Source organism: Pseudomonas fluorescens Q2-87 (genome assembly GCF_000281895.1).
Classification (GTDB): Bacteria; Pseudomonadota; Gammaproteobacteria; order Pseudomonadales; family Pseudomonadaceae; genus Aquipseudomonas; species Aquipseudomonas fluorescens_S.
Map to the genome: position 1 here is coordinate 49,455 of NZ_CM001558.1, position 20,669 is coordinate 70,123.

A 20,669-nucleotide genomic window follows, 5' to 3' on the forward strand; every position below is an offset into this window, starting at 1 on the left:
CTGATGAGTATCAACAAGCCTACGGCCAACAAAAGCCAACTGGCCGGGACCGACACCCTGGATCGCAGCAACACCAACGCCAAGCTCGAGAGCCTGGAGCAGTTTCGCTCTGACGCCACCGAACAGGCGTTACGCACCAATCAGGGCGTGAAAATCGCCGATAACCAGAACACCCTCCGCGCCGGTGCCCGTGGGCCGTCGCTGCTGGAAGATTTCATCATGCGTGAAAAAATCACGCATTTTGACCATGAACGCATCCCGGAGCGCATCGTTCACGCGCGGGGCACCGGTGCCCATGGTTATTTTCAAAGCTATGACACGCATTCGGCATTGACCAAAGCCGGTTTCCTACAGGATCCGAGCAAAAAAACACCGGTCTTTGTGCGATTTTCCACGGTGCAGGGGCCGCGGGGTTCCGGCGACACCGTGCGGGACGTGCGTGGCTTTGCAGTGAAGTTTTTCACTGACGAGGGCAACTTCGATCTGGTGGGCAACAACATGCCGGTGTTTTTCATCCAGGATGCGGTGAAATTCCCCGACTTCGTCCATGCGGTAAAACCTGAACCGCACAATGAAATCCCCACCGGCGGCTCGGCTCACGACACCTTTTGGGATTTCGTCTCATTGGTGCCGGAATCGGCCCACATGGTGATTTGGGCGATGTCCGACCGGGCCATTCCTAAAAGCCTACGGGCCATGCAGGGCTTTGGCGTACATACCTTTCGCATGATCAACGCCGAAGGCAAAAGCAGCTTCGTCAAATTCCATTGGCGGCCCAAGGTCGGCACTTGTTCATTGGTGTGGGACGAAGCCCAGAAACTGGCCGGTAAAGATACGGACTACCACCGTCGCGATCTGTGGGAGTCGATCGAGATGGGCGATTACCCGGAATGGGAATTCGGCGTACAAATCGTCGCCGAGGACGATGAGCACACATTCGACTTCGACCTGCTCGACCCGACCAAGATCATTCCGGAAGAACTCGTTCCCATCACCCCGTTGGGCAAGATGGTGCTGAACCGCAACCCGGACAATTTCTTCGCCGAGGTCGAACAGGTTGCGTTCTGTCCCGGACACATCGTGCCGGGCATCGACTTTTCCAACGACCCGTTGCTGCAAGGCCGGCTGTTTTCCTACACCGATACGCAAATTAGCCGACTCGGTGGGCCGAATTTTCATGAGTTGCCGATCAACCGTGCGATTACGCCGGTGCACAACGGCCAGCGCGATGCCATGCACCGCACCACCATCGACAAAGGACGCACTTCCTACGAGCCGAACTCCATCGACGGTGGCTGGCCGAAGGAAACGCCCCCAGGCCCGCAGGACGGAGGCTTTGAAAGCTATCCGGAGCGCATCGACGCCTACAAGGTCCGTCAGCGCAGCGATTCGTTCGGCGATCACTTCTCCCAGGCGCGGCTGTTCTACAGGAGCATGAGCCCCCACGAACAGGAGCACATCATTGCGGCCTACAGTTTCGAACTGGGCAAGGTCGAACGTGAGTTCATCAGGGCGCGGCAGGTCAACGAGATTCTCGCCAACATCGACCTGGAACTGGCAGCGCGGGTCGCGAAGAACCTTGGACTACCAGCACCCACCGCAGGCACCGTCGATGTGCCGACCCCTTCGCTGGAGCAATCCCCGGCCTTGAGCCAGGCAAACCTGCTGTCCGACGATATCAAGACGCGCAAAGTCGCGGTGTTGGTGGCTGACGGTGTCGATGGAGCGATCATCGATGCGCTCAAGAAAGCCCTGAAGGCTGAGGGCGCCCACGCCAAGGTGCTGGGGCCCACTTCGGCGCCGGTGACCACCGCTGATGGCAAGACACTGAAGGTGGACGCGTCCATGGAAGGGCTGCCGTCGATTGCCTTTGATGCGGTGTTCGTGCCGGGCGGCGTGGAATCCATCAAAACCTTGAGCAGCGACGGTGTGGCGTTGCATTACCTGTTGGAAGCCTACAAGCATCTGAAGGCCATCGCGCTGAATGGCGAAGCGCGGCAATTGTTGGTGTTGTTGAAACTGGAGGCGGATGCGGGGCTGATTCCTGACGCGGATGCTGGCAAGTTCCAGACGTTCTTCGGCGCGATTGCCCAGCATCGGGTGTGGGCGCGGGAGCCTAAGGCGAAGGCGATTCCGGCGTGATGTTTGTCTGAAACAAGTCGCTGCTTGTAGGACGCTATCGCGAGCAAGCTCGCTCCCACAGGGTTTGTGTCGATCGCTCTGTTGTGATCAATACAAAATCCAATGTGGAAGCGAGCTTGCTCGCGATGCGGTCAAGGCTTACGCGGTGTCAGTACCATTTGCGCCGGCACGCTACGCAGGATCTGTTTACGCAGCTTCAGATCAAACTCCGAGTCGAGCTTTTTGACCCGTTTGGTCAGCAAATTGGCCAACCATGGATAATCATCGGTGCGTGGGGCCTGAATACTCACGTCGCAGTGGTACGCAATAACATCAGCGGCAATCGCATCCAGTTGGCGGCGCATTTGCTGAATATCGGCGATATTGAGCGCAATCGTCGTGCTTTCAGCACTCGGGTCAATCACTTTGGCGACCGGTTTGGCTTCGGCAGCCTTGAGGTCGGCTTCGGCTTTATCCAGGTCGGCCTTGCGGGCTTCGGCAATCGCGCTGTTGACTTCGCCGGTGAGCGCCGGCGCTTTGGGCATCAGGGCTCGGGCACGGCTCAGGGCGGTCGCAGCGGCGTTGACATCGCCTTTTTGCAGGTCGATCTGGCTGCGGCGCAAGTACGCCTCGGCGAGTTGTCGCTGATAGGGTTCCAGCGACCGGTCTTCGGGCGACTGGGCTTGCAAGGCTGCCAACTGATCTTCGGCAGTGGCCAGCTCATTGCCGGCCAGGCTCTGTTCCAGCTGCGCGATGGCCGGGCCCCGTGTATCGGGGGCCTGGGTGACCGGCGGAGAACTCTGGCAAGCACCCAGTAGCACGGAAAATGCGACAAGGAGCAGATAACGGGAGGCGAACGGCTTCATTCCTGCGACTCTCTATTTGCGCAAAAAGCGAGCAAGTCTACACCCCTCGACGAGGCAGGACAAAACTCAACAGAAACAGCCCAGCGGCGCTGACCACGATAGACGGGCCGGCCGGAGTGTCCTTGAACCACGAAAGTGCCAGGCCGCCACACACCGCAAGCATGCCCAGCAGGCTTGCGCCCAGGGCCATTTGCTCCGGCGAGCGGGCGTGACGCTGTGCCGCAGCGGCGGGAATGATCAGCAGCGACGTAATCAGCAACACACCGACGATTTTCATCGCCACGGCGATGACCACCGCAATCAACAGCATCAGCGCCAGGCGCAACCCTGTCACCGGTAGGCCTTCGACGCGGGCCAGTTCTTCGTGCACGGTGACGGCCAGCAAGGGCCGCCAGAGCGCCACCAGCAACAGCAACACCGCCGCGCTGCCGCCGAGGATCCAGGACAGGTCTGTCGGGCTGATCGCCAACAGGTCACCAAACAGATAGGCCATCAGGTCGATGCGAACGTCATGCATGAAACTGAGCACCACCAGGCCGAGGGACAGCGTGCTCGGCGCCAGAATGCCCAGCAGCGTGTCGGACGCCAGCGGCTGGCGCTGTTGCAAGGTCACCAGCACCACCGCCAGCAACAGGCAGCCAACGGTCACCGCCACCGCCGGGCTGACATCCAACAGGAACCCCAAGGCCACGCCGAGCAAGGCCGCGTGGGACAAGGTGTCGCCGAAATAGGCCATGCGCCGCCAGACCACGAACGAACCCAGGGGCCCGGCCACCAGTGCAAGGGCCAGGCCTGCAAGCAGGGCGTACAACAGAAAGTCAGCCATGCTTGCAGCCATCTCCATGAACATGGGTAGAAACAGACGAGTCGCTGACCACCGAGCCATGCAGGTCATGGGCGTGGTCATGGTGGTGGTGATAAATCGCCAGGCTTTGTGCGTTCTTTCCGAACAGCTCGACGAATGCGGGATCACCGCTGACCTGCTCGGGATGCCCGGAGCAGCAAACGTGGCGGTTCAGGCACACCACCTGGTCGGTGGTGCTCATCACCAGATGAAGGTCATGGGACACCATCAGCACGCCGCAGCCGTGACGGTCACGCAGGCGCGTGATCAGGCTGTACAGCTCGGCCTGGCCAGCTACGTCGACGCCTTGCACCGGCTCGTCGAGCACCAGCAGCTCCGGCTCGCGCAACAAGGCGCGGGCCAGCAGGACGCGCTGCATTTCGCCACCGGAAACAGTTTGTACCGGGCTGTCGATCACCTGTTCGGCGCCAACTTCGTTGAGTGCCGCCAGGGCTCGTGCGCGGTCCACGCCCGGCACCAGGCGCAGGAAACGCAACACCGATAGCGGCAGTGTCGGGTCGACATGGAGCTTTTGCGGCATGTAACCGATCCGCAGCTTCGGTTTGCGCCAGACACTGCCGCTGTCCGGCTTGAGCAACCCCAGCACGGCGCGCACCAGGGTGGTCTTGCCTGCGCCGTTAGGGCCGATCAGCGTAACGATCTGTCCCGGCTCGACGCTCAACTGGATGTTATCCAGCACGCTCTGCCCGGCGAAGGTCACGGCCACCTGTTCGAGGCGGATCAACGCATTGCTCATCAGGCCCCCTGGCAGCCGGAGCACAGGCCGACCACTTCGACGGTCTGGGTGTCGACCATGAAACCCACGTCCTTGGCGCTGGCGATGATGGCATCGCTGATGGATTTCTGCTCCAGCTCAATGGCCGCGTGGCAAACGCGGCAAATCAGGAACTGGCCTTGGTGGGCATGTTCCGGATGGTTGCAGCCGACGAAGGCGTTCAGCGACGAGATGCGGTGCACCAGGCCATTTTCCAAGAGGAAGTCCAACGCTCGATAAACCGTCGGCGGCGCGGCGCGGCGGCCATCCTGCTCACTGAGTACGGCCAGGATGTCGTAGGCGCCCAGCGGCTTGTGGCTTTGCCAGACCAGCTCGAGCACGCGGCGACGCAAGGCGGTCAGGCGCAACCCTTGGCGCGCGCAGATGGCATCGGCCTCGGACAGCGCGGTGTGCACGCAGTGAGAGTGGTCGTGGGGGCGACTGGCAAGGGGTGTAATAGGCATGGGCAGCGACGTGTTCAGTGAGAGACGTTATTATGTTACCCGTTCTCGCCTCTTCGAGTGGTCATCGTGTCCCGATTTTTTTCGCTCCTTGTCGCTTTTTCCGCCACTTTTCTGCTGATCGGCACGGCTCAGGCCGAAGTCAGGGTGCTCACCAGCATCAAGCCACTGCAGCTCATAGCCGCTGCGGTGCAGGACGGCGTGGCCGTTCCCGAAGTGCTGCTGCCGCCCGGCGCTTCACCGCATCACTATGCGTTGCGGCCATCGGACGTGCGCAAAGTGCAATCGGTGGATCTGCTCTACTGGATCGGGCCGGACATGGAAAGCTTCCTGCCGCGCGTGCTCAATGGTCGTACGCAACCTTCCGTTGCCATACAGGATCTGCCGGGGCTCAAGTTGCGTCATTTCGCCCAGGACAGCCAATCCCATGCCGAGGATGACCATGACGGCGACGAGCATGATCACGACCACCGCCCCGGCAGCATCGACGCCCACCTGTGGCTTTCGCCGATCAATGCCAGGGTAATCGCCGCGAAAATGGCGGCCGACCTGAGCGCGGCCGATCCGGCCAACGCTGCCCGCTATCAAAGCAACCTCCAAGGCTTCAACCAGCGTCTCGATGCCTTGGATACACGCCTCAAGACGCGTCTGGCCGCAATCGCGGGCAAGCCGTATTTCGTCTTCCACGAAGCGTTCGATTATTTCGAGGACAACTACGGCCTCAAGCACGCTGGGGTGTTCGCCGTGGCTGCCGAAGTCCAGCCCGGTGCCCAGCACGTGGCCGCCATGCGCGCGCGTTTGCAGGAGGTGGGCAAGACCTGCGTCTTCAGCGAACCGCCCTTGCGTCCGCGCCTGGCCGAAACCCTGGTGGCCGGGTTGCCGGTGAAGCTGGCGGAACTGGATGCGCTGGGTGGCTATACCCCGGCGACAGCGCAAGGGTATGAGCAGTTGTTGGAGAAGTTGGGGAATGATTTGGCGGGGTGTTTGGAGTCGCTGTAACCCCAGCACCGCTCTCTCCTGCCGAAACTAGATCCTATGTGGCGAGGGAGCTTGCTCCCGCTCGGTTGCGCAGCGACCGCAAAATCTTGGGGCTGCTGCGCAACCCAGCGGGAGCAAGCTTCCTCGCCACACGAGCATCCAGCTTCGCGCCTGGTTATAGGGCAAAAGGCAACAAAGAGTGAACCTTCTGCCGCTGCGCCAACCGCTGCTGGAATTCCATCGGGTCGTGAATCAACACATCCTGCCCGGCAAACGATTCGGCGGCGATCAACCGCGACAACCAAAACCGCACGCACGCCACGCGCAGCATGGTCGGCCACAGCTGCGCCTCGGCGGCGGTGAACGGTCGCAGCGCCGCATAAGCCCCCAGCAACGCCCGTGCCCGCGCGCCATCGAGCACTCCGTCGTCATCCGAACACCAATCGTTCAAGGCGATGGCAACGTCATACAGCATCGGTCCGGAGCAGGCGTTGTAGAAATCGATCAGCCCGGTCAGGTGGGTGCCTTCGAACATCGCATTGTCACGGAACAGGTCCGCGTGGATGTTGGCCCGGGGCAGCGCCAGGATGCCGGTCTTCTGCGATGAAATTTCATCCAGCGCCGCCGTCAGCAACTGACGCGGCTCGGCATCGAGGTGCGACAGCAGCTTCGCGCCCTCCTCCTGCATCCAGTCCAGGCCACGATCGGTCTTGCGCTTGATCATGTTGTCTTTGGTCGCCAGGTGCAGATGCGCCAGCAACTCCCCGACCTGGGCGCAATGTTGCGCGTTGGCCTGCTTGATGTGCTTGCCCGCCAGGCGCGGCTGCAGCAGCGCCGGCTTACCCGCCAGTTCGCGCAGCGCGACGCCGTCAGTGGTGCGCAAGGCGTAAGGCACCGGCAGGTCGGCGTCATGCAGCACGTCCAGCAGTTCGATGAAGAACGGCATTTCCTGCACCGGGCCACGCTCGACCAGGGTCAGGACGAACTCGCCCCGCTCCAGGCTGATAAAAAAATTGGTGTTTTCGCTGCCGGCGGCGATCCCCTGGAAATCAAGCAGACGGCCAAGCCCGTAAGGGGCGAGAAAGGTTTCCAGCTCGGGCCGAGCCAGGGGCGTGAACACAGACATGGTTAAAACTGCCAGTACGGGCGCCCTTCAGCGGGCGCCGGTTGAAGTCGCGAGCGGCATTACCACTCAAAGATTTTCCATGACGGAATCAGCATATCCGGCTGATCCGAACGGATGAAGTTTGCATCGCTGCCGTCGGCGCGCACCAGGAAATAAGGCTTGCCGTTCTTGGGCGTGACCTTGATCGCGTACAAGAAACCGTTTTGCCGATACTCCTGGATGGTTTTATCGCCCTCGGTGCGGATGGTGACATCCGGGTCCGCCGAGGGTGCGTCGTCCGCTGCCATGACGGCAAACGGGGTGAATGCAAACAAGCCAGCCAGTAACAGGCGATTTAGTGTACGCATGATAACCTTGTCCCTTTGTCGTCAACGGTCCCGCTATTCTAGCCCCGGACCCGCCGAAAAGGTTGATCCTGCTCATGAGCCAAGCCCCCCTCGTCCTGGTGGACGGTTCTTCTTATCTGTACCGCGCCTTTCACGCGCTGCCTCCCTTGACCACCTCCAAAGGCCTGCCGACCGGTGCGGTCAAGGGCGTGTTGAACATGCTCAAGAGCCTGCGCAAGCAGTACCCGGAGAGCCCGTTCGCCGTCGTATTCGACGCCAAGGGTGGAACGTTTCGCGATGCGCTGTACGCCGAATACAAGGCCAACCGCCCGAGCATGCCCGACGACATGCGTGTGCAGATCGAACCGCTGCACGCCAGCGTCAAGGCCCTGGGCTTCCCGCTGTTGTGCGTGGACAACGTCGAGGCCGACGATGTAATCGGCACCTTGGCCCGCAGCAGCGCGGCGGCGGATCGCCCGGTGGTGATCTCCACCGGTGACAAGGACATGGCGCAGTTGGTCGATGGGCACATTACCTTGGTCAATACCATGACCGGAAGCGCGCTGGATGTGGCTGGCGTGAAGGAGAAGTTTGGCGTCGCTCCAGAGCAGATCATCGATTACCTGGCGCTGATGGGCGATTCGTCCGACAACATCCCAGGCGTTCCAGGCATCGGACCGAAGACCGCTTCCGGCCTGTTGGTGGGTGTCAATGGCGGCCTGACCGAGCTGTACGCGCAACTGGACATCGTCGCCACCCTGCCGATCCGAGGGGCCAAGACCCTGGCCGCCAAGCTGGAAGAGCATAAGGAAATGGCACTGCTTTCCTATGAGTTGGCGACGATCAAGACCGATGTGCCGTTGGACATCGGCCTCGACGACCTGAAAATGGGCGAGCCGGACCACGAGAAACTCGCCGAGCTGTACACCCTGCTGGAGTTCAAGAGCTGGTTCGAAGAAAACCAACGCGATGCCAAGCGTGCCGGCCAGGAAATCGTCGAAGTCAGCGAGCAACAGCCTGGCGCTCCCGAGGCCCAGTATGAGGTCATCCTCGACCAAGCGCGTTTCGATGCCTGGCTGGCCAAGCTGGAAAAAGCATCACTGTTTGCCTTCGTCACCGAAACCAACGGTGGCGACGCCCAACATTCGCAACTGGTGGGCTTGTCCTTCGCTGTTGCCCCGTTTGAAGCGGCCTACATTCCATTGACTCATTCCTACATGGGCGTGCCTGAGCAACTGGACCGCGACACCGTGCTCAAGGCTCTCAAGCCTTTGCTGGAAAACCCGGACAAGTTCAAGGTCGGCCAGCACGCCAAGTTTGAAACCAACATCCTGGCCAACTGCGCCATCGGTGGCGATCAGGCCAATGGAATTCTGGTTCAAGGCATCGCATTCGACACCATGCTTGAGTCCTACGTGCTGGACTCCACGGCGACTCGCCACGACATGGACAGCCTCGCGCTCAAATACTTGGGCAAAAGCAAGACAGACATTCAGGATATCGCCGGCAAAGGCGTCAAACAGCTGACTTTTGACCAAATCTCCCTCGAACTGGCCGGCCCTTACGCCGCTGAAGACGCCGATGTGACCTTGCGCCTGCACCAGGCCTTGCAAGAGAAGCTGGCCGCCACGCCGAGCCTGGGCAAGGTACTCAACGAAATTGAAATGCCGCTCATGCCCGTCCTGGCGCGTATCGAGCGCCAGGGGGCGCTGGTCGATGCCAAGTTGCTGGGCGTTCAGAGTGTCGAGTTGGGCGAGAAGTTGGTGGCATTGGAGCGTGAGGCGTTTGCCATCGCCGGGGAGGAATTCAACCTGGGTTCGCCGAAGCAATTGGGTGTGATCCTGTACGAAAAACTCGGCTTGCCGGTGCTCAGCAAGACCGCCAAGGGCCAGGCGTCGACTGCCGAAGCGGTGCTGGCCGAGCTCGCCGAGCAGGATTACCCGCTGCCCAAGGTGCTGATGCAGTACCGCTCGCTGAGCAAGCTCAAGAGCACTTACACCGACCGCCTGCCGGAGCAGATCAACAGCCGCACGGGCCGCGTCCATACCAATTATCAACAGGCCGTCGCCGCGACCGGGCGACTGTCCTCCATCGACCCGAACCTGCAGAATATTCCGATCCGCACCGCTGAAGGTCGCCGGATTCGTCAGGCGTTTGTCGCGCCCAAGGGCTACAAACTGCTGGCCGCGGACTATTCGCAGATCGAGCTGCGGATCATGGCGCACCTGGCCAAGGATGAAGGCCTGCTCCACGCCTTCCGCAATGACCTGGACGTACACCGGGCCACGGCTGCGGAAGTGTTCGGCGTCGAGCTGGAGGCCGTCAGCAATGACCAGCGCCGCAGCGCCAAGGCGATCAACTTCGGCTTGATCTACGGCATGAGCGCGTTCGGCCTGGCCAAGCAGATCGGCGTCGACCGCAAGCAGTCCCAGGCTTACATCGACCGCTATTTTGCCCGCTACCCGGGCGTGCTGGCGTATATGGAGCGCACCCGTGCCCAGGCTGCGGAGCAGGGTTTCGTCGAAACCATATTCGGCCGTCGGCTGTACCTGCCAGACATCAATGCGAAGAATCCGGCCCTGCGCAAAGGCGCCGAACGCACGGCCATCAACGCGCCGATGCAAGGCACGGCTGCCGATATCATCAAGAAAGCCATGGTCGCTGTGGATGGCTGGCTGACAGCGTCAGGGCTGGATGCCAAGGTCATCTTGCAGGTACACGACGAATTGGTGCTGGAAGTACGCGAAGACCTGGTCGATCAGGTAAGCGCAGAAATCCGTCAGCACATGAGTGCCGCCGCCACGCTGGACGTGCCGTTGCTGGTGGAAGTGGGCGTGGGCGACAACTGGGATGAGGCGCACTGATTCGTAGTGCGTCGCAGTTGGAGCAAGCCCCGTGGCGAGGGTGCTTGCTCCCGCTGGGTGGCGCAGCCAGCCCAACTTTTGTGAGCGCTACGCACTCAAGCGGGAGCAAGCTCCCTCGCCACGGATGACCACCGTAAAGCCAGGGGCGGCCTCATTAGGTCAGAAAATTCCTAGGGTTATTTCCAAATTAATCTGAACTAAACCCGTGAATTGGCACTCAGAGATTTTGAATGGCTGGTGAAGCCCTTCAATGCTCCTATGTTGTGTTAAGTGTTGGCAGATATCTGGACCCCGCCCTAGCGGTCCGGAACTTGGACCCCGAACTTCCCCCTCCCCATAAGAAGTCCGGGGTTTTTTTTGCCTGCGATTTGGCTTATTCGGCCGCTTCGCTGCCCTTGTCCGCCAATTCCATCCAGTCGGCCAGTACCGTGTAGGCCTCTTCCAGGCCCATGCGCTTGGGGGCTGAGAACAGCTGGATGGTGATCGTGTCGCCCCAGCCCTTGCGAATTTCCGACTGCACCTTGAGCAAGGTGTTTTTCGCCGCGCCGTAGGTGAGCTTGTCCGCCTTGGTCAGCAAGATGTGCATCGGCATGCCGCTGGCGACGGCCCAATCGAGCATCAGCAGGTCGAAGTCGGTCATTGGATGACGGATGTCCATCATCAGGATAAGCCCCTTCAAACTCTCGCGACTGCCCAGGTAGGCTTCCAAGTGGCGCTGCCAGTGCTGCTTGAGCGGGATCGGTACTTTCGCGTAGCCGTAGCCGGGCAGGTCGACCAAACGGCGTTCTTCGTCTAGCTTGAAGAAGTTCAAGAGCTGTGTGCGCCCCGGGGTTTTCGAGGTGCGCGCCAGGCTTGCGTGGGTCAGGGTGTTCAGCGCGCTGGATTTGCCGGCGTTGGAACGGCCGGCAAACGCCACTTCGAAGCCTTCGTCGTCGGGGCATTGATCGACTTTGGCGGCGCTGAGCATGAAGGTGGACTGTTGGCACAGGCCAAGGATGGGGTTCTTCAGTTGCATGGGATTTCCGATGTGGGCGGCGTCGGGAAGGGACGCGGCAAGCTGTGTCGTTTCCGTTTCAGTGACGCCAGTATATAATGCCGCAGATTTTGTGTGCGCTTTGTCCCAGCGTAGGATGAAGCTCACGGGAGCGATCGACCGAAATTGCGCATTAGAACGCAGCTCGTTCCCAACCCTGAAAAGGTCGTTTTATGACGAAATGGCTGCTAGCTGCCGGTGTCTTGATGCCGCTTTACAGCGCTCAGGCTACACAGGATCCGGAAGCTGTGTACAACCGTGTTTGTGGTGCCTGTCATTCCGGCCAACTCCCTACGGCGCCTCGCAAGGGCGATCAGGAAGCTTGGACGCCAAGGTTGGCGAAAGGTATGGAGACGCTGGTGCAACACGTGACCCAGGGTTTCAAGGCGATGCCGCCGCGTGGTTTGTGCATGGACTGCAGTGCCGAGGATTACCGAGCCATCATCCAGTGGATGAGCGAGTAAACCCGGTCCATAACTCTTTAACCCTTAGCCGTAGTTGGATTAGCTGATGAACAAACTGATCGTGAGTCTGCTGTTGACCTTGGGGATATCCGGCGTAGCCCACGCCGCTGGCGATGCCGCCGCTGGTCAGGCGAAAGCGGCCGTATGCGGTGCCTGCCACGGCCCGGATGGCAATAGCATGGCGCCCAACTTTCCGAAACTGGCGGGCCAGGGCGAGCGTTACCTGAACAAGCAACTGCACGACATCAAGTCCGGCAAGCGCACGGTGCTGGAAATGACCGGCCTGCTGACCAACCTGAGCGACCAGGACCTGGCGGACATCGCGGCTTATTTCTCCAGCCAGAAGGGCAGCGTCGGTGCTGCCGATCCGAAACTGGTAGCACGGGGTGAAGCGCTGTTTCGCGGGGGTGACTTGAGCAAGGGCCTTCCTGCGTGCACCGGTTGCCACTCCCCTGACGGTAAAGGCAACGCCGCAGCCGGCTTCCCGCATTTGGGCGGCCAGCATGCCCAGTACGTAGGCAAACAATTGACCGACTTCCGCAAGGAAGAAGGTGGCCGGGCCAACGACGGCGACACCAAGCCGATGCAGAGCATTGCGAAAAAACTGAGCGACGAAGATATCGCGGCAGTGTCCAGCTACATCCAGGGCCTGCATTAAGGCCGTTGCGAGGGGGTACACCCCTTGCAACGTTAACGCTCGATTAATCTGTCGATGCGAGCATCAAAAGGGTGGCTTTGGCCGCCCTTTTTTGTGGCCGCTGCCGTTACACTAGCGAACTTGAACCCGCCACGGTCTGTCTGAAAAACACGCCTCGCGAGGCCACCTCATTGTCCAGGAGTAAAGCATGCGTAATCTGATCATCAGCGCCGCGCTCGTCGCCGCCAGCCTGTTCGGCATGGCCGCCCAAGCCAACGCCGAGGAATCGAAGGCCCCTTACGTCGAACTGACCAACCCGGTTCCGGTAGCGGTGCCTGGCAAGATCGAAGTGGTGGAACTGTTCTGGTACGGCTGCCCGCACTGCTACGCTTTTGAGCCGGTCATCAACCCTTGGGTCGAAAAACTCCCTTCGGACGTAAACTTCGTACGCATCCCGGCCATGTTCGGCGGCCCATGGGATGCCCACGGCCAGATGTTCCTGACACTCGAAGCCATGGGCGTCGAGCATCAGGTTCACGCCGCGGTGTTCAACGCGATCCAGAAAGAAGGCAAGAAACTGGTCAAGAAAGAAGACATGGCCGATTTCCTCGCCACCCAGGGCGTCGACAAGGAAAAGTTCCTGGCCACGTTCGATTCCTTCGCCATTCAGGGCCAGATCAACAAAGCCCGTGAGCTGGCGAAAAAATACGAAATCACGGGTGTTCCGACCATGATCGTCAACGGCAAGTATCGCTTTGATATCGGTTCTGCCGGCGGTGCCGAGCAAGCGCTGCAACTGGCCGACCAACTGGTCGCCAAAGAGCGAGCGGCCAACAAGGCTGCCGCCAACTAAGCGCGGCCCAGCCCATGGCCCGCTGGAGCACCGAACGCATCGTTGGCCTGCATGAACCGCGGGTCAACGAGCATCACGTCACGTCCACGGGCCTGCCGGCTGACAGCCGTTTGCGGCTGCTCAGCTTCAATATTCAGGTGGGCATCAGCACCGAACGCTATCGGCACTATCTGACCCGTGGCTGGCAACATTTGCTGCCGCACACCGGGCGTGCCGGTAATCTGCAGAAAATCGGCGACCTGCTGAAGGATTTTGACCTGGTGGCCCTGCAAGAGGCCGACGGCGGAAGCCTGAGGTCCGGCTACGTCAATCAGGTCGAACACCTGGCCCAACTGGGCGCCTTTCCCTACTGGTACCAACAGCTCAATCGCAACCTCGGTCGTCTCGGTCAACACAGCAACGGTGTGTTGAGCCGCCTGCGCCCGTGGGCGATCGAAGACCATCCGCTGCCGGGTCCCAAGGGGCGCGGGGCGATCCTCGCGCGTTTCGGCGAAGGGCCGGAGGCGCTGGTCGTGGTCATGATGCATCTGGCGCTCGGGGCGCGTACCCGGACGATGCAACTGGCCTACATCCGCGAGCTGATCGGTGGCTACAAGCACCAGGTCCTGATGGGCGACATGAACACCCATGCCAGTGACTTGCTCCAGACCTCGCCCCTGCGCGACCTTGGCCTGCTCGCTCCACAACTGGAAGCGACGTTTCCCAGCTGGCGCCCCCAGCGCTGCCTGGACCATATCCTGTTGAGCCCGACCCTGACCCTCGAACGCGTCGAGGTGCTGGCCCAACCCATTTCCGACCACCTGCCGGTCGCGGTCGAAATTCGTTTGCCGGGTTCGCTCACGGCTGATGCATTCCCTGTGCTGAGCCCTGCCCCTTGCGGATCCGATGAATGAGCGACGACGCTGAACGCTGGAGAGAGAAGTACCTCAAGGGTATCGAGCAACAGGAGAAGCTCGAACGCCGCTGGGATGCTCGCCTCGACTTGCTGCGTCGAGGCCTGGTGCGCAGCACCCTGGCCGCCGAGGGCACGGATCGGGCGGTGGACCAGTGCATGAAGGAAATGCGCGAGGCGGTGCGCACCGACGACATGGATGCCGCCCTCGCCGCTTTGCTGCCGCGCCTGGAGAAGGCGGTGCTCGATTCCGAGCAGCGTCGCGAGACCCGGGCCGAGCAGATGAGCGCCGCGCTGATGGCGCTGGTTGCCCAACTGCAAACCCTGCCGTTGCCGAAGGAAGTCAGCCGGCCGTTGAAGAAGTTCTCCAAGCAGTTGGAAGAGAGGGCCGGCCAGGTTCGGGAGCTCCCACTGCTGCTCGGCGAATTGAGCAGTCTTCAAGGCAAGGCGCTGAGCGCCCTGGAGACGCCCACCGAACCGAATCGACCGGGTTTATTGCAGCGGCTGTTCGGCAGCCAGGGCGCCGAACAGCCCGCGCTGGCGCCAGCGCCACACGAGCCTGCCCAGGCCAGTGAGACGCGCGCGCCCGAAACGGCCCCTCCGGTAACAGCGGCACCGGCCAAAGAGCACACCGGCCAAGCACCGGCACCCGAACCAGCATCCCCCATAGCATCCAGCCCCGCACAATCAGCGGCCTCGCAGACCGCGCCCGAAGCAATCACTGTCGTTGCGCCGAGCGTCGAGCCGGCACTGACAGCCGCATCAGAAGAGGTTGAGCCGGCCGGCGAGCCGGACAAGGCAAGCGAGCCGGCACCGGTCCACAGCGAGCCCGAGCCCGTCGAGTCGATGCCCCTGCCGGATAACCCCGACGAGCTAAAGCCAGAAGTCCCGCCACAGGCCCTGTCCGAACCATCGCTGCCGTCCGTAGAGGCCGAGCCCGCCGAAGTCCCGATAGCGGTCGCCGATGCGGCCGATGCCCAGTATGCGCTGCCCGACTCACCGGAACCGTCCTACAGCTCGGTTGCCAAGCACATTGAAGATACGCTGCTGGGCCTGTTGGGCGACCTCACCCTGCCCGAGCGTCATCGACCGCAGGCAGAGGCCATGCGCGAGCGCCTGCGAAATGGCTTGAACTGGTACGAGCTGCTGCCAATCCTCGACGATCTGGCGGTACTCATGCTGGCCATCACCGACAGTGGCCAGCATGAATTCGAAGCCTACCTGAAGCGCCTCAACGATCGGCTCGAGTCATTCCAGAGCAGCTTGCAGGCCGCGAGCGAAGACCACGCCGATAACCATTCAGCTTCCAGGGAAATGGACACCCAGATCCGTGAACAGGTAGATGGCCTGCAAAGCAGCGTTCAGGCAGCCGACGACCTGGAAGGCGTCAAGCAGGTGCTCGAAAATCACCTGGAGGGCTTGCTGGGGACGCTGGACGAGCACCAGAAGCAACGTGACCAACGTGAGCAGGAAGTCTCGGCTCGCCTGAAAAGCCTGGCCGAGCGCGTGGCGCTGATGGAACAGGATGCTCAGGTCGTTCGCGAGAATCTCGAGGAACAACGGCAAAAAGCGCTGGTCGATCCGCTCACCGGCCTGCCCAACCGCGCCGCCTGGTCCGAGCGCCTGGAGCATGAAGTCGCTAAATGGCAGCAACACGGTAACAGCCTGCTACTGGCCATGCTCGACCTCGACCACTTCAAGCGAATCAACGACAACTACGGCCACTTGGCCGGCGACCGGGTATTGAAGCTGATCGCCTCGGTACTGCGTAAGCGCCTGCGTGGCGGCGATTTTATCGCCCGCTTTGGTGGCGAGGAATTTGTCCTGCTGGTGCCTGACACGCCGTTGGCTTCCGGCGTCAAGCTGGCCGAGGCCTTGCGCGCAGCCATCGAATCCTGCCCGTTCCATTTCAAAGGCGAGCCGGTGACCGTCACGGTTTCCATGGGCATGACCGCCTTCAAGCCCGGCGAACACAGTGATTCGGTGATCAAGCGAGCCGACCAGGCGCTGTATCGGGCAAAAAATGCCGGGCGCAATCGAGTGGAGCTGGCCTGATAACTCAATTGTTCCATTTTGTTTAATATCGGCCGCGCACCGGATCATCGCGACCCGATACGTTACACTGTTGCATTACTCCAACCTGTAATGCAGTCCATCATGAAATTTTTACCGTTTATCGTCTTTTTAGCCATGCTGGCCGGCTGCGCCAGTGGCCCTCGGCTCGATACCAGCCATCCTTCTGTCAATCATGACAACCGCATCCAATTCGTGGTGGTGCATTACACATCAGCCTCCCTGGAGCGCTCGCTGGCCCTGCTGACACACGGTGAAGTCAGTTCCCATTACCTGATTGGCGACGACAAAGGCGCGACGATCTACAAACTGGTGGACGAGAGCCGGCGCGCCTGGCACGCCGGGGAAAGTGAGTGGGAGGGCCGGACCTGGCTCAATTCCAGCTCCATCGGCATCGAAATCGTCAATCCTGGCTTCGTCGATACGCCCACAGGGCGCCTCTGGTATCCCTACAGCGAAGCCCAGGTCCAGGCCCTGATCGTATTGCTCAAGGACATCATCCAGCGCAACGGGATCAACCCGCGCAGCATCATCGGCCACAGCGACATCGCCCCCCTGCGCAAGTTGGATCCGGGCCCGCTGTTTCCGTGGAAACGCCTGGCCCAGGCGGGCCTGGGCGTCTGGCCCGACGAACAGGCCGTAGCGCGCCTGCAGCCCACCTTCGCGGCGCAGCTGCCCAGTGCCAGCTGGTTCCAGGTGGAGTTGGCCCGTCTCGGCTACCCAACGCCACAGACCGGTGAATGGGATGTCGCCACGCACCATGTACTGGCCGCCTTCCAGATGCACTACCGGCCGACCCGGTTCGATGGCATGCCGGACGCACAAAGCGCCGCGCTCTTGCAGGTGCTCAACCAGACAAAATAATGACGCCCGTCTGACGATCAAGGCTAGATCCAAATCAGCAGCTATAACTCATTGGTAACTTTCGGATTACCCATGATGACGGCTGCCCGCGAAACCCTGCAGAGCTGGCTCCATCGCCCCGTGTTCCTGGCGGTGATGGCGGCTGTCCTGAGTACAGCCTTGTTGCTGGGGGTGGGTCTGCTTGTGGTCAGGCAGCAGGCGCAGCAGCGTGAGAGCGACCTGATGAATGCCCAGGGCGAGCGCTTCCTGCAACGGCTGGAGCAGTTGTTCGGGCAGCTGCGTGAAAGCCTCGACGACCTCCAGAACCAGCCGCTACGGGGATGCGACGATGACATGATCGCGACGTTGCGGCAGGTCAGTTTCAACTACCGTTTCGTTTACGAAGCGGTGTATATCGATGGCAGCGGTGTGTGCTCCAATCGTCCCCGGCAGAGTGGACTGTCAGTTACCCGCCCCCCCGATATCCGTGGCCCGACCTATAGCTACTGGCTCAACACCACCACCGAACCCGATGAAGACCGCGCCGCCTTGATGCTGGGGCGCGGCAATTTTCGGGTGGCCACCTCTCGCGGCCATCTGACCGACGTGGTCGATCTGCCACCGGATAGCAGTCTGCTGGTGGTGGTCGATCATGGCGAGCGGGCCATTCCCGTCTTGGGCACCGAGCAGTATTGGCCGCCCACGGAGCCCTGGCCACCCAAAAGCCAGAATGCCTTGCAAGTGACGCAGACCCGGCTGATCTACCGGATGCCCACCGACAGCCCGGAGTATCAGTTGGTGCTGATCGCCCCGCGCAACAGCTACAGCATGCCGGCAGCCGCGTGGTGGATATTTCCCTTCAGCCTGGTGCTGGGCCTGGGCATCGGCTTCCAGGTGTTTTTGTTGGCGCGCCAGCGCCAGTCCATGGATGCCGAGCTGAATCGGGCTATCCGGCGTGGTGAGTTGCAGGTGCTGTACCAGCCGATCTTCGACCTGAACAGCCGCAACTGTGTCGGGGCCGAAGCCCTGCTGCGCTGGCGACGACCGGACGGCACCCTCACCAGTCCGGATCTGTTCATTCCGATGGCCGAGAACACCGGGCAGATTCGCCAGATCACCGACTTTGTATTGCAGCGGCTGTTTGATCAGTTGGGCCAGATGTTGCGCGCCAATCCGCAGCTGTACATTTCAGTGAACCTGGCGGCCTGCGATGTGATGGTGCCGCGCATCGGTGAGGTGATTGCGCGGTTGCTGGCTCGGCATCGAGTATCGGCGCACCAGATCGCCTTCGAAGTGACCGAACGTGGCTTGATCGATGTGTTGGTCGCCCGGGATAACCTGCAATCGCTGCGTGATGTCGGGCATCAGGTATTGATCGACGATTTCGGCACCGGTTATTGCAGCCTGGCCTACCTGCAAACCCTGCCGGTCGATTGCCTGAAAATCGATAAGGCCTTCATCGACGCCCTCGGCCACGATGCCGCCAGCAGCGGCGTGGCCCCGCATATCATTCGCATGGCCCACGCGTTGCAGCTCAAAGTGATTGCCGAAGGTATTGAGCACGAAGCCCAGGCCTCCTTTCTAAGCAGCGAAGGGGTGAGGTTCGGCCAGGGTTGGCTGTTTGCTCATGCGCTCAGCGCGGTGCAGCTCATCGAATTGATTACACGGGGTCGACGGCTGATCGGACGACGCCTGGACGACGAAGCCTGATCGGCCTCAGACCGTCAGCGCCATGTAGAACTGCGTGCCCTGCCCCGGTCTCGAGTAAACGCCCATGCGGCCACCGTGCAGTTGCACGATCTCCTTGCACAGCGCCAGTCCCAGGCCTGCGCCGCCCTTCTTGCGTCCGACCTGCACGAACGGCTCGAAGATCCGTCCCTGCTGGCCGTAGGCGATGCCTTCGCCATTGTCCTCGACACTGATGATGACCCGTTCGCCGTGGCGCCGGGCCTGCAAACGGATCTGGCCATTGTCGCCGGTGTGGCGCATGGCGTTGTCGATCAGGTTATCCAGCACACGGTCCAGTTGCGCCGCGTCGGCATGCAATCTTGGCAACGTGCCCTGAAGCTCCACACGCAATTCGACACCCCGGGTTTCGGCCTGCTCGGCAAACCGCAGCCGGGCCGCCTCCAACAGCTCTTCGATGGAGCACGGCGCCAGGGTCAGTTTCTGCAGGCCATTCTGATAGCGAGAGAAATTCAGCAGGTCGTTGATAAGCTGCATCAGCCGCTGCATTTCTTCATTGACCGTGTTGAGCAGGTCAGCCTCGCGGGATTCCTCGGCAAAGTGCACGCGCTCCTGCAACAGGCCGAAGGCCATGTGCATGCCCGTCACCGGTGTGCGCAGTTCATGCGAGGCTCGCAGCACGAATTCGCTGCGCACCCGTTCGAAGGCGCGTTGTTCGGTGACGTCATGCAACACCATCACCGCGCCGAGGATGTGGCCCTGGGTATGGCTGACCGGCGTGAGGCTGTAGGTCAATACGCGGGTTTCACCATCCACTTCGATGCTCAAGTCCTCCGGTGCGCGCTCCAGCGTGCCGCCGCGAAGTACCAGTTGCAGCTCTTCATCCAGCTCCAGTCGCCCCAATGCCTCGCCCAATCCATGACCCAGGCGTTCCTCATCCCAACCCAACTGACGCTGGGCCACCGGGTTGAGGTGTTCCAGGCGGCCTTGGCGGTCGATCATCAGCAAGCCGTCGTCAATGCTGTCGAGCACCGCCTGCAAGCGCTGCTGGCCGGCCAACAGTTCATCGATATTGGTGGCCTGGTGCTCACGCAAGGCCTGGGCCATGATCCCGAAACGACGTGTGAGCAGATTCAGCTCGGCGGCAGAGGAAATCGGCAGCGTCACTTCGAAATTGCCCTGGCCGATGTCGTCCGCCGCCGCGACGAGCGCCTCGATCGGGGCCCCGAAACGCCGGGCGATACCGTGGGCCGTAATGAATCCGATGATCAGCACGGCCAGCCCAACCAACCCCAGCAGCGCGGAAATCAGCAACGCGCGTTCACGGGCGCGGTCTTGAGTCTCACTGATGTTGTTCAGGGCGTGCCGATAACCTTCGATCAGCCCATTGCGCAGCACATCGAATTTATCGGTGAGGCCTTGGATGCCGGCGAGCTGTTGCGGATCCTGGCGAGAGGCGGTGAAGGCTTGGAAGAAGTCGATGTAGTCGGCCTTGGCCTTGCTGAAGCTGATGGCCGAGTCATCCAGCGCGCGCTCATGGGCGATGCCCTCGTCGATCAGCGCCAGGTATTGCTGCTTGGACTGTTCCAGCGCAGCAAGGTCGGGCTTGTCGTCGAGCATGATCATCAACTGATCGCCCAGGGTCTGGCGCAGCTTGAGCCCCAGGTCCAGCAAGAGGAAGTTGTCGCGTACCGATTGTTCCTGGGTGTTGGCCATTTGCATGACACTGACCAGCCCCAGCACCAACCCCAGCAGCGCCACCGTAATCAGGGCCGAGATGCTGAGGAACAATCGGGTGCGCAGCTTCATTGCCAGTTTCATGACGTC

At 61.3% G+C, this 20,669-nt stretch carries 18 protein-coding genes; 10 read left to right on the forward strand and 8 right to left on the reverse strand.

Annotation, left to right across the window (positions count from 1 at the left end; genetic code table 11):
- Positions 1 to 3 precede the first annotated feature (3 nt).
- Complete coding sequence (gene katE, locus PFLQ2_RS27150) at positions 4 to 2,142, forward strand: catalase HPII (RefSeq protein WP_003177131.1); 2,139 nt, start codon at positions 4 to 6, stop codon at positions 2,140 to 2,142.
- Between the two features lie 131 nt (positions 2,143 to 2,273).
- Here the strand turns inward: katE and PFLQ2_RS27145 are convergent, their stop codons facing one another.
- From PFLQ2_RS27145 to zur, 4 genes are read right to left on the reverse strand one after another with little or no spacing between them, the layout of a single operon-like run.
- The gene (locus tag PFLQ2_RS27145; protein WP_003177132.1) at positions 2,274 to 2,987 is read right to left on the reverse strand and encodes a PA5502 family lipoprotein; all 714 of its coding nucleotides are present in this window, start codon (positions 2,985 to 2,987) and stop codon (positions 2,274 to 2,276) included.
- Positions 2,988 to 3,024: 37 nt separating this feature from the next.
- Positions 3,025 to 3,813, reverse strand: coding sequence for a zinc ABC transporter permease subunit ZnuB (gene znuB / locus PFLQ2_RS27140; RefSeq protein WP_003177133.1), 789 nt, complete (start codon positions 3,811 to 3,813; stop codon positions 3,025 to 3,027).
- Positions 3,806 to 4,588 (reverse strand): zinc ABC transporter ATP-binding protein ZnuC, encoded by a 783-nt coding sequence (gene znuC, locus PFLQ2_RS27135; protein ID WP_003177134.1) that lies wholly within the window; start codon positions 4,586 to 4,588, stop codon positions 3,806 to 3,808. The genes znuB and znuC overlap by 8 nt, the downstream gene beginning before the upstream one ends.
- Positions 4,588 to 5,070, reverse strand: coding sequence for a zinc uptake transcriptional repressor Zur (gene zur, locus PFLQ2_RS27130; RefSeq protein ID WP_003177135.1), 483 nt, complete (start codon positions 5,068 to 5,070; stop codon positions 4,588 to 4,590). Before zur ends, znuC begins: the two co-directional genes overlap by 1 nt.
- A gap of 66 nt (positions 5,071 to 5,136) precedes the next feature.
- Here zur and znuA point away from each other — a divergent pair, with 66 nt between their 5' ends.
- Positions 5,137 to 6,066: a zinc ABC transporter substrate-binding protein ZnuA gene (znuA, locus tag PFLQ2_RS27125; RefSeq protein ID WP_033046362.1), complete on the forward strand. Its 930-nt coding sequence runs from the start codon at positions 5,137 to 5,139 to the stop codon at positions 6,064 to 6,066.
- Between the two features lie 154 nt (positions 6,067 to 6,220).
- On the opposite strand, the gene PFLQ2_RS27120 is transcribed toward znuA, so the two are convergent.
- Positions 6,221 to 7,171, reverse strand: coding sequence for a homoserine kinase (locus PFLQ2_RS27120; RefSeq protein ID WP_003177137.1), 951 nt, complete (start codon positions 7,169 to 7,171; stop codon positions 6,221 to 6,223).
- Positions 7,172 to 7,230: 59 nt separating this feature from the next.
- On the reverse strand, positions 7,231 to 7,518 hold the full coding sequence (locus PFLQ2_RS27115) for a DUF2782 domain-containing protein (protein WP_003177138.1): 288 nt from the start codon (positions 7,516 to 7,518) through the stop codon (positions 7,231 to 7,233).
- 74 nt (positions 7,519 to 7,592) lie between these two features.
- Here PFLQ2_RS27115 and polA point away from each other — a divergent pair, with 74 nt between their 5' ends.
- Positions 7,593 to 10,361 carry a DNA polymerase I gene (gene polA, locus PFLQ2_RS27110; protein ID WP_003177139.1) on the forward strand — a complete coding sequence of 923 codons (2,769 nt, stop codon included), beginning with the start codon at positions 7,593 to 7,595 and terminating at the stop codon, positions 10,359 to 10,361.
- A 373-nt stretch (positions 10,362 to 10,734) separates the two neighbouring features.
- On the opposite strand, the gene yihA is transcribed toward polA, so the two are convergent.
- Positions 10,735 to 11,376 (reverse strand): ribosome biogenesis GTP-binding protein YihA/YsxC, encoded by a 642-nt coding sequence (yihA, locus tag PFLQ2_RS27105; protein ID WP_003177140.1) that lies wholly within the window; start codon positions 11,374 to 11,376, stop codon positions 10,735 to 10,737.
- Between the two features lie 191 nt (positions 11,377 to 11,567).
- Between yihA and PFLQ2_RS27100 the strand changes: the two genes are divergently transcribed.
- The 7 genes from PFLQ2_RS27100 (at position 11,568) to PFLQ2_RS27070 (ending at position 18,866) form a co-directional block, all read left to right on the forward strand.
- Positions 11,568 to 11,858 (forward strand): c-type cytochrome, encoded by a 291-nt coding sequence (locus PFLQ2_RS27100; RefSeq protein WP_003177141.1) that lies wholly within the window; start codon positions 11,568 to 11,570, stop codon positions 11,856 to 11,858.
- Between the two features lie 46 nt (positions 11,859 to 11,904).
- On the forward strand, positions 11,905 to 12,516 hold the full coding sequence (locus PFLQ2_RS27095) for a c-type cytochrome (RefSeq protein ID WP_003177142.1): 612 nt from the start codon (positions 11,905 to 11,907) through the stop codon (positions 12,514 to 12,516).
- 187 nt (positions 12,517 to 12,703) lie between these two features.
- Positions 12,704 to 13,348 (forward strand): thiol:disulfide interchange protein DsbA/DsbL, encoded by a 645-nt coding sequence (locus tag PFLQ2_RS27090; protein ID WP_003177143.1) that lies wholly within the window; start codon positions 12,704 to 12,706, stop codon positions 13,346 to 13,348.
- A 14-nt stretch (positions 13,349 to 13,362) separates the two neighbouring features.
- On the forward strand, positions 13,363 to 14,241 hold the full coding sequence (locus PFLQ2_RS27085; protein WP_003177144.1) for an endonuclease/exonuclease/phosphatase family protein: 879 nt from the start codon (positions 13,363 to 13,365) through the stop codon (positions 14,239 to 14,241).
- Positions 14,238 to 16,295 (forward strand): GGDEF domain-containing protein, encoded by a 2,058-nt coding sequence (locus tag PFLQ2_RS27080; protein WP_003177145.1) that lies wholly within the window; start codon positions 14,238 to 14,240, stop codon positions 16,293 to 16,295. Before PFLQ2_RS27085 ends, PFLQ2_RS27080 begins: the two co-directional genes overlap by 4 nt.
- 102 nt (positions 16,296 to 16,397) lie before the next feature.
- On the forward strand, positions 16,398 to 17,177 hold the full coding sequence (locus tag PFLQ2_RS27075) for an N-acetylmuramoyl-L-alanine amidase (RefSeq protein ID WP_003177146.1): 780 nt from the start codon (positions 16,398 to 16,400) through the stop codon (positions 17,175 to 17,177).
- A gap of 72 nt (positions 17,178 to 17,249) precedes the next feature.
- Positions 17,250 to 18,866: an EAL domain-containing protein gene (locus PFLQ2_RS27070; protein WP_033045867.1), complete on the forward strand. Its 1,617-nt coding sequence runs from the start codon at positions 17,250 to 17,252 to the stop codon at positions 18,864 to 18,866.
- Positions 18,867 to 18,872: 6 nt separating this feature from the next.
- Here PFLQ2_RS27070 and PFLQ2_RS27065 read toward each other — a convergent pair whose 3' ends face one another.
- Positions 18,873 to 20,663 (reverse strand): ATP-binding protein, encoded by a 1,791-nt coding sequence (locus tag PFLQ2_RS27065; RefSeq protein ID WP_003177148.1) that lies wholly within the window; start codon positions 20,661 to 20,663, stop codon positions 18,873 to 18,875.
- Between the last annotated feature and the right edge of the window lie 6 nt (positions 20,664 to 20,669).

Coding starts and splice junctions, on each gene's coding strand:
- katE (WP_003177131.1), top strand. CDS start 4: ATGAGTATCAACAAGCCTACGGCCAACAAAAGCCAACTGGCCGGGACC.
- PFLQ2_RS27145 (WP_003177132.1), bottom strand. CDS start 2,987: ATGAAGCCGTTCGCCTCCCGTTATCTGCTCCTTGTCGCATTTTCCGTG.
- znuB (WP_003177133.1), bottom strand. CDS start 3,813: ATGGCTGACTTTCTGTTGTACGCCCTGCTTGCAGGCCTGGCCCTTGCA.
- znuC (WP_003177134.1), bottom strand. CDS start 4,588: ATGAGCAATGCGTTGATCCGCCTCGAACAGGTGGCCGTGACCTTCGCC.
- zur (WP_003177135.1), bottom strand. CDS start 5,070: ATGCCTATTACACCCCTTGCCAGTCGCCCCCACGACCACTCTCACTGC.
- PFLQ2_RS27120 (WP_003177137.1), bottom strand. CDS start 7,171: ATGTCTGTGTTCACGCCCCTGGCTCGGCCCGAGCTGGAAACCTTTCTC.
- PFLQ2_RS27115 (WP_003177138.1), bottom strand. CDS start 7,518: ATGCGTACACTAAATCGCCTGTTACTGGCTGGCTTGTTTGCATTCACC.
- polA (WP_003177139.1), top strand. CDS start 7,593: ATGAGCCAAGCCCCCCTCGTCCTGGTGGACGGTTCTTCTTATCTGTAC.
- yihA (WP_003177140.1), bottom strand. CDS start 11,376: ATGCAACTGAAGAACCCCATCCTTGGCCTGTGCCAACAGTCCACCTTC.
- PFLQ2_RS27100 (WP_003177141.1), top strand. CDS start 11,568: ATGACGAAATGGCTGCTAGCTGCCGGTGTCTTGATGCCGCTTTACAGC.
- PFLQ2_RS27095 (WP_003177142.1), top strand. CDS start 11,905: ATGAACAAACTGATCGTGAGTCTGCTGTTGACCTTGGGGATATCCGGC.
- PFLQ2_RS27090 (WP_003177143.1), top strand. CDS start 12,704: ATGCGTAATCTGATCATCAGCGCCGCGCTCGTCGCCGCCAGCCTGTTC.
- PFLQ2_RS27085 (WP_003177144.1), top strand. CDS start 13,363: ATGGCCCGCTGGAGCACCGAACGCATCGTTGGCCTGCATGAACCGCGG.
- PFLQ2_RS27080 (WP_003177145.1), top strand. CDS start 14,238: ATGAGCGACGACGCTGAACGCTGGAGAGAGAAGTACCTCAAGGGTATC.
- PFLQ2_RS27075 (WP_003177146.1), top strand. CDS start 16,398: ATGAAATTTTTACCGTTTATCGTCTTTTTAGCCATGCTGGCCGGCTGC.
- PFLQ2_RS27070 (WP_033045867.1), top strand. CDS start 17,250: ATGATGACGGCTGCCCGCGAAACCCTGCAGAGCTGGCTCCATCGCCCC.
- PFLQ2_RS27065 (WP_003177148.1), bottom strand. CDS start 20,663: ATGAAACTGGCAATGAAGCTGCGCACCCGATTGTTCCTCAGCATCTCG.